Raw genomic sequence first — 6,175 nt, forward strand, 5'->3', positions numbered from 1 at the left:
GAGCTCATGACCCGCCTGGGTGAAGTTTCCAGCCGTCACGGCCAGGACGCCCTGGCGGACCAGCTGCTGAGCCTCGCCGCCTTTGTTCACACCGATCTGGAGACCGTCGAGCAAAGCCTGGCTCAGATCGAACGTCCCGCCACCCTGGTGGGCGACAGCGGCCGGCACCTGCTGGGCCTCGCCGGCAAGCGCCTGCGGCCCCTGTGCGTCGCCCTCGCTGCGCGCATCGGCAACGGCTTCACCCCCCAGGCTCTGGATCTGGCGGTGGCGGTGGAGCTGGTGCACAACGCCACCCTCCTCCACGACGACGTGGTGGACCTGGCCATGAGCCGCCGCGGCTCCGTCACCGCTCGGGCCGAATACGGCAACGCCGCCTCCATCTTCGCCGGCGACTGGCTGCTGGTGGAGGCCCTGCGGCGAGTGCACCGCACCGGCATCCCGGGACGCCTGGAAAGCCTGCTGGCGACCATCGAAGAGATGATCTTCGCCGAATCCCTGCAGCTGGAAAACCGCGGCCGCTTCGACAGCGGGCGCCAAGTCTACTTCCGGGTCGCCGAGGGCAAGACCGCCGCCCTCTTCCGCTGGGCCATGTACAGCGGCGGCCTGGCCGGCGAGCTGGAAGAGAAGCAATGCCTGGCGCTGGACACTTTCGGCCGGCACCTGGGCATTGCCTTCCAGATCACCGACGACCTCCTGGACCTCACCGGCGACGAGACCGAGACCGGTAAATCCCTCTTCACCGACCTGCAGGAGGGCAAGATGACCTATCCCCTGATCCTGGCGGTGGAGCGGGATCCGGAGCTGCGGCCCCTCCTCGAGAACATCGCCGGGCGGTCACCGGAGGACGAGCCGGACCTCGAGCTCTGCCGGCAGGTGCTCACCGCCCTGCGCGAGACCGGCGCCTCCGAGAGCTGCCGCGAGCTCGCCTCCCGGCGCGCCGCCGAAGCCGCCGATTGCCTGCAGGTGCTGCCGGAAGGCCGTGCCACCCGTGCCCTGAGCGTGGTCGCCGAAGCTACCGTCAACCGAACCTACTGATCACCCAACCAACTGACCAAGGCAAGATCGTGATTGCCCACTCATTGGCGTACCTACATCCGGCGTCCGTATACCGACGGCGCCCATCCCATGCCGGCGGCCGTCGCCGGAATTCCAGAGGTCTACCCCCGGCGCCCGCTCTGCGCAGCGCCCCGAGGATGTCCCATGGCTGAACAGAAGAGCGTCACCAGCCGAATCTCCGGCTTTTACAAGCACCCGGTCAACCGCCGGCTGCAAATGATCTCCGAAACCGGGCTGCTGTCGGAGACCTCCCAGCAATACCTGGATACCGGCGGCCGGCTGGATCTGGAGGTGGCGGACCGCATGAGCGAGAACGTCATCGCCACCCACGGCTTGCCCCTGGCGCTGGCGCTGAACTTCCGCATCAACGGCCGGGACGTCCTGGTGCCCATGTCGGTGGAAGAGCCCTCCATCGTCGCCGCGGCCTCCAACGCCGCCCGGCTGGTGCGCCTCTCCGGCGGCTTCTTCGCCGAGGCGAGCCCGTCGGTGATGACCACCCAGATCCAGCTCGACGAGGTGCCCGAAGCGGAGCACGCCGTGCAGCGGGTGATGGCGGCTCGGGACGATCTTCTGGCCGCCGGCAACCAGGCCATTCCCAACATGGTGCGCCGGGGCGGCGGTTGCCGCGACCTCGACGTGCGGGTGTTGGACGCCGAGGAGGGCATCGTGGTGGTGCACCTCTATGTCGAGGTCGGCAACGCCATGGGCGCCAATCTGGTGGACACCGTCGCCGAGGCGGTGGCACCCCGAGTACAAAAGCTCATCGGCGGCCGCATCGGCCTGCGCATCCTCTCCAACCTGCCCCTGCGGCGTACCGTCAAGGTCACCGCCCGGGTCAGCGGCCAGGCGGTGGGCGGCGAAGAGCTGGCCGCCGGCATCGCCCGCGCCAGCCGCTTCGCCGAGCTCGACCCCTTCCGCGCCGTCACCCACAACAAAGGCATCATGAACGGCATCGACGCCGTCGCCCTGGCCACCGGCCAGGATTGGCGCTCCATCGAGGCCGGCGCCCACGCCTTCGCCGCCCTCGGCGGCAGCTACAAGCCGCTGGCGGTGTGGCGCGCCACCGAGGACGGCCTGGAGGGCACCCTGGAGGTGCCCATGGCGGTGGGCACCGTCGGCGGCTCCACCCAGGTGCATCCCGGCGTCCGCACGGTCTTCGAGCTGATGCAGATCACCGACGCCGGTGAGCTGGCGGAGGTCATCGCCACCGCCGGTCTGGCTTCCAACCTGGCGGCCCTCAAGGCCCTCGCCGGCGAGGGCATCCAGCGCGGTCATATGCGCCTGCACCACCGCAAGGCGGCCCTCATGGCCGAGACCGAAGCGGCCCGCAGCGGCCAGGCCGAGGGCGAGCGCCGATGATGGAATGCACCGCCCCCGAAACGGGCGGTCGCCGCGGTGGATCGAGCTCCGGGCCTTCCCCTTCCGCCGGCAACGGCTCCTCCGGGGGTTCCCCCTCGGGCGCCCGAGGACCGGTGGACGGTTCCGGCGCCATGTTCGACGCCATCGCCGAGCGCTACGACCGGCTCAACCGAGTCCTCTCCCTGGGAGTGGACCGGCGCTGGCGCAAGCGCACCGTGGGAGCCCTGGAGCTCCCCGCCGACGCCCGGGTCCTGGACCTGGCCACCGGCACCGCAGATCTGGCATTGCTCATCGCCCGCAGCCATCCCGACGCCCGGGTCCTGGGCAGCGATCCCTCCGAGGGCATGCTCGAAGTCGGGCGTGAGAAGGTGCGCCGGGCTGGCGCCGAAGAACGGGTCGAGCTGGAAACCGGCGACGCCCGCTCCCTACCCTACGAGGACGACTCTTTCGACGGCGTCACCATCGCCTTCGGCATCCGCAACGTGCCGGACCGACCGGCGGCGCTGCGGGAGATGGCGCGGGTCACCCGCCCCGGCGGCCGGGTGGCGATCCTCGAGCTCAGCGAGCCCCAGGGCGGGCTGCTCGCCCCCTTCGCCCGCTTCCACATCCAGAAGCTGGTGCCCTGGGTCGGCTCCCTGCTCAGCAGCGCCCCGGAGTACCGCTACCTGGAACGCTCCATCGCCGCCTTCCCGGCACCCCGGGACTTCGCCCGGATGATGGGTGATTGCGGCCTGGAGGTGGTCTCCGTTCAACCCCTGACTTTCGGCGTCTGCCATCTCTTCGTAGCGCGGCCCCGGCAGCAAGCGCCCACGCCAGCAGCATCAGCGGAGGAAGCTTCGTGAGCAGCCCCCTCAGTGAACCCATGAGCGGATCCATGAGCACCTCGGCCCTCGCCGTCGACAGCCCCTCGACCCTGGCCTCCCAGGTCCCCGACACCGAGGAGCTGCAGGACTTCGCCCGCGAGCACCTCGCTGGCCGCCTCGACGGCAGCCGCGGCCTGGTGCTCTCGGTGCCCGCCCCGGTGGCGCCGCCGGAGCTGCTTCTCGCCGCCGACGGCGATCCTTCCACCGGCGTCCTGTGGGCGCCGGCTCAAGGTGCCGCCATGGCCGGCCTGGGCAGCAGTCATCACCTGCGGCTGCGCGGCGCCCAGCGGCTGCAGAAGCTTCGCCGGGCTTCCAACGAGCTCTTCGCCCGGCTGGAAGAATTCCACCACCCCGACTCCACCGCTCCCGCTCCCCGCCTTCTGGGCGGTCTGAGCTTCGCCGTGGGCAGCGCCGACCAGGGCTCCTGGAGCCCCTTCGGAGACGGCTTCTTCGACCTCCCCCGCTGGCTCTACCGCAGCGACGGAGAACAGGCCAGCCTGAGCCTCAATCTACCCGCCGGGTGCGAGGAGAATCCCGCAGACCTGGTGCGCGAGCTGGGCCGCATCCTCGGAGTGCTGGAGACCAGCGGCGACGACCCCGCCACCGCCCTAGCGGCTTGGGCCACCGGCGCCTCGCCGGTCTCCGTGGAGCAGATGCCGGAGGAAGTCTGGCACCGCCAGGTGGAGGCCATCCGCGAAGCCATCGCCGCCGGCAACTTCCGCAAGATCGTCGCCGCCCGGCGTGCCGAAGTCACCTTCTCCAGGCCTCTGGATCCCCTCTCCCTGCTCATGCGGCTGCGCCAATGCGGTCCCCACTGTCGCCGCTTCACTTTCCAGCGCCCGGGGCTCGCCTTCCTCGGCGCCACCCCCGAGCGCTTGATCCGCCGCCAGGGGCACCGCATCGCCACCGAGGCATTGGCCGGTTCCATCGGCAGCGGCGAGGGCAACGGCCGACGCCAAGGTCGGCGGCTGCTGGAGAGCCAGAAGGATCTGGGGGAACATCAGCTGGTGGTGGAGCACATCATCGGGCGCCTGCAGCCTCTGTGCCGCCAGCTGGATTGGAGCCGGGAGCCGCAGATTCGCGAGCTGCGCAACCTCCTCCACCTCCACACCCCCATCCGGGGAGAGCTGCGGGAGGACACCCACGTGCTGAAGCTGGTGGAGCTCCTGCACCCCACCCCCGCCGTGGGCGGCGTCCCCGCCGCCGCCGCGACCCGCTGGATCGCCGAGCACGAGCTGCAGGCGCGGGGTTGGTATGCGGGGCCCGTGGGTTGGTTCGACGCCGCCGGCAACGGCGAATTCGATGTCGCCCTGCGCTCCTGCTTGCTGGCGGGGAACCGCGCCCTGGTCTACGCCGGTGCCGGCATCATGCTCGACTCCGATCCCCATCTCGAATACCAGGAGACCGACCTCAAACAGCGTTCCCTCCTCGCCGCCCTGGGGGTCGGCGAATGACGGCAGACTCCTCCTCCGCGCCACCGCAAGGCCCTTCCAATCTGCTGACGGAGTGGGCGCGCCTGCTCCTCGACAGCTTCGCCGCCGCCGGCGTCCGGCAGGTGGTGATCAGCCCCGGATCCCGTTCCACTCCCTTCGTCGCCGCCGCCGCGGCACACCCCGGCCTCCAATGTCACGACGTGGTGGACGAGCGCTCCGCCGCCTTCTTCGCCCTCGGCCAGGCCAAGGTCAGCGGCCGGCCGAGCCTGCTCCTGTGTACCTCCGGCAGTGCCGGCGCCCACTACCTGCCGGCGGTGCTGGAGGCGCGCCAAAGCCAGACTCCCATGCTCCTCCTCACCGCCGACCGCCCCTTTGAGCTGATGGATTGCACAGCGCCCCAAACCGTCGACCAGACCCGCTTCCTGGGGCACCACTCGGCAGCCTTCGTCGAGCTCGGCGAGCCCTCCGCCGCCCCCATGGCCCTGCGCGCTCTCCGCCGCAAAGCGGTGCAGGCGGTGTGGCGCAGCCGTCACCCCGAGCCCGGGGCGGTGCACCTCAACGCCCGGGCCAGGAAGCCGCTGGAGCCCGAGCCCGCTGGAGCTGACGCCTCTCCCGCCGCAGAGGACCTGCGCGTCGCCGTCGACGAGCTCCTCCAGCAGCCGGCCCCGCAGCCCATGGCCGCCTCCGCCGAGCTGTTCCCCGAGGACCTGGCCCCCCTCGCCGAGGCCTGCCGCCAGGCTCGCCGAGGCCTCATTCTCTGCGGCCCGGCCCCCCTACAGGAGAGCGCGGCGCGGGAGGCCGTCTACCGCCTCGCCGCCGCCACCGGTTTCCCGATCCTCGTGGAAGCCGCCAGCCAGCTGCGTTTCGCACCGGGACTCCCCGAGTCCGCCATCGGCGCCTTCGACCTGCTCTTCGGCAGCCCAGCGGTTCTCGCCGGCCCGGCCCCGGATCTGATCCTGCAGCTCGGAGCGCCACCGGTCTCCGGCACCTGGGGCCGCTATCTCGCCGCGAACCCTGAAATCCCCCACGCCGTGCTCGCACCCTACGGCTGGAACGACGCCATCAACACCGCCCGCTGGCTGGTCTTCGCGCCGGTAGCCACCGCTTGCGGAGCTCTCACCGCAGCCCTGACGCCCAAAGCGGAAGAGTCCTCGAAGCCCTTGAGAAGCGAGCGCCAAGCCTGGCTGCAGCGCTTCCAGGGAGCCGAGACAGCGGCCTGGTCCGCGGCGGAGGCGATCCTGTCTCAGCAGGAGACCCTCAGCGAGGGCGCCACCGCCCGCCGCCTGGTGGAGGCCCTGCCGGAGGGCGCGCTCCTCTCCCTCGGCAACAGCCTGCCCATTCGCCAGGTGGACCGCTGGGTCCCGCCGAGCCCCAAGCCTCTGCGCATCCTCAGCCAGCGCGGCACCAGCGGCATCGACGGCCTCATCTCCTCCGCCGCCGGCGCCGCCACCGTCCTGCCGCCGG

At 71.1% G+C, this 6,175-nt stretch carries 5 protein-coding genes; all 5 read left to right on the top strand.

The genetic code is table 11. The features are described 5' to 3' along the window. Positions 1 to 6: 6 nt before the first annotated feature. Complete coding sequence (locus SX243_12140) at positions 7 to 1,035, top strand: polyprenyl synthetase family protein (GenBank protein ID MDY7093712.1); 1,029 nt, start codon at positions 7 to 9, stop codon at positions 1,033 to 1,035. A 165-nt stretch (positions 1,036 to 1,200) separates the two neighbouring features. Then, positions 1,201 to 2,415, top strand: a complete 1,215-nt coding sequence (locus SX243_12145) for a hydroxymethylglutaryl-CoA reductase, degradative (protein MDY7093713.1) — start codon at positions 1,201 to 1,203, stop codon at positions 2,413 to 2,415. Next, positions 2,412 to 3,257, top strand: coding sequence for a bifunctional demethylmenaquinone methyltransferase/2-methoxy-6-polyprenyl-1,4-benzoquinol methylase UbiE (gene ubiE / locus SX243_12150; GenBank protein MDY7093714.1), 846 nt, complete (start codon positions 2,412 to 2,414; stop codon positions 3,255 to 3,257). Before SX243_12145 ends, ubiE begins: the two co-directional genes overlap by 4 nt. A 32-nt stretch (positions 3,258 to 3,289) precedes the next feature. After that, complete coding sequence (locus tag SX243_12155) at positions 3,290 to 4,732, top strand: isochorismate synthase (protein ID MDY7093715.1); 1,443 nt, start codon at positions 3,290 to 3,292, stop codon at positions 4,730 to 4,732. Beyond that, the coding region (gene menD / locus SX243_12160; GenBank protein ID MDY7093716.1) for a 2-succinyl-5-enolpyruvyl-6-hydroxy-3-cyclohexene-1-carboxylic-acid synthase at positions 4,729 to 6,175 on the top strand (1,447 nt) is incomplete at its 3' end. The genes SX243_12155 and menD, both read left to right, overlap by 4 nt.

Source organism: Acidobacteriota bacterium, assembly GCA_034211275.1.
Classification (GTDB): Bacteria; Acidobacteriota; Thermoanaerobaculia; order Multivoradales; family JAHZIX01; genus JAGQSE01.

What these genes read in the sequence shown, in the direction of transcription:
- ubiE (MDY7093714.1), top strand. Translation starts at nt 2,412, where the DNA reads ATGATGGAATGCACCGCCCCCGAAACGGGCGGTCGCCGCGGTGGATCG.
- SX243_12155 (MDY7093715.1), top strand. Translation starts at nt 3,290, where the DNA reads ATGAGCACCTCGGCCCTCGCCGTCGACAGCCCCTCGACCCTGGCCTCC.
- SX243_12140 (MDY7093712.1), top strand. Translation starts at nt 7, where the DNA reads ATGACCCGCCTGGGTGAAGTTTCCAGCCGTCACGGCCAGGACGCCCTG.
- SX243_12145 (MDY7093713.1), top strand. Translation starts at nt 1,201, where the DNA reads ATGGCTGAACAGAAGAGCGTCACCAGCCGAATCTCCGGCTTTTACAAG.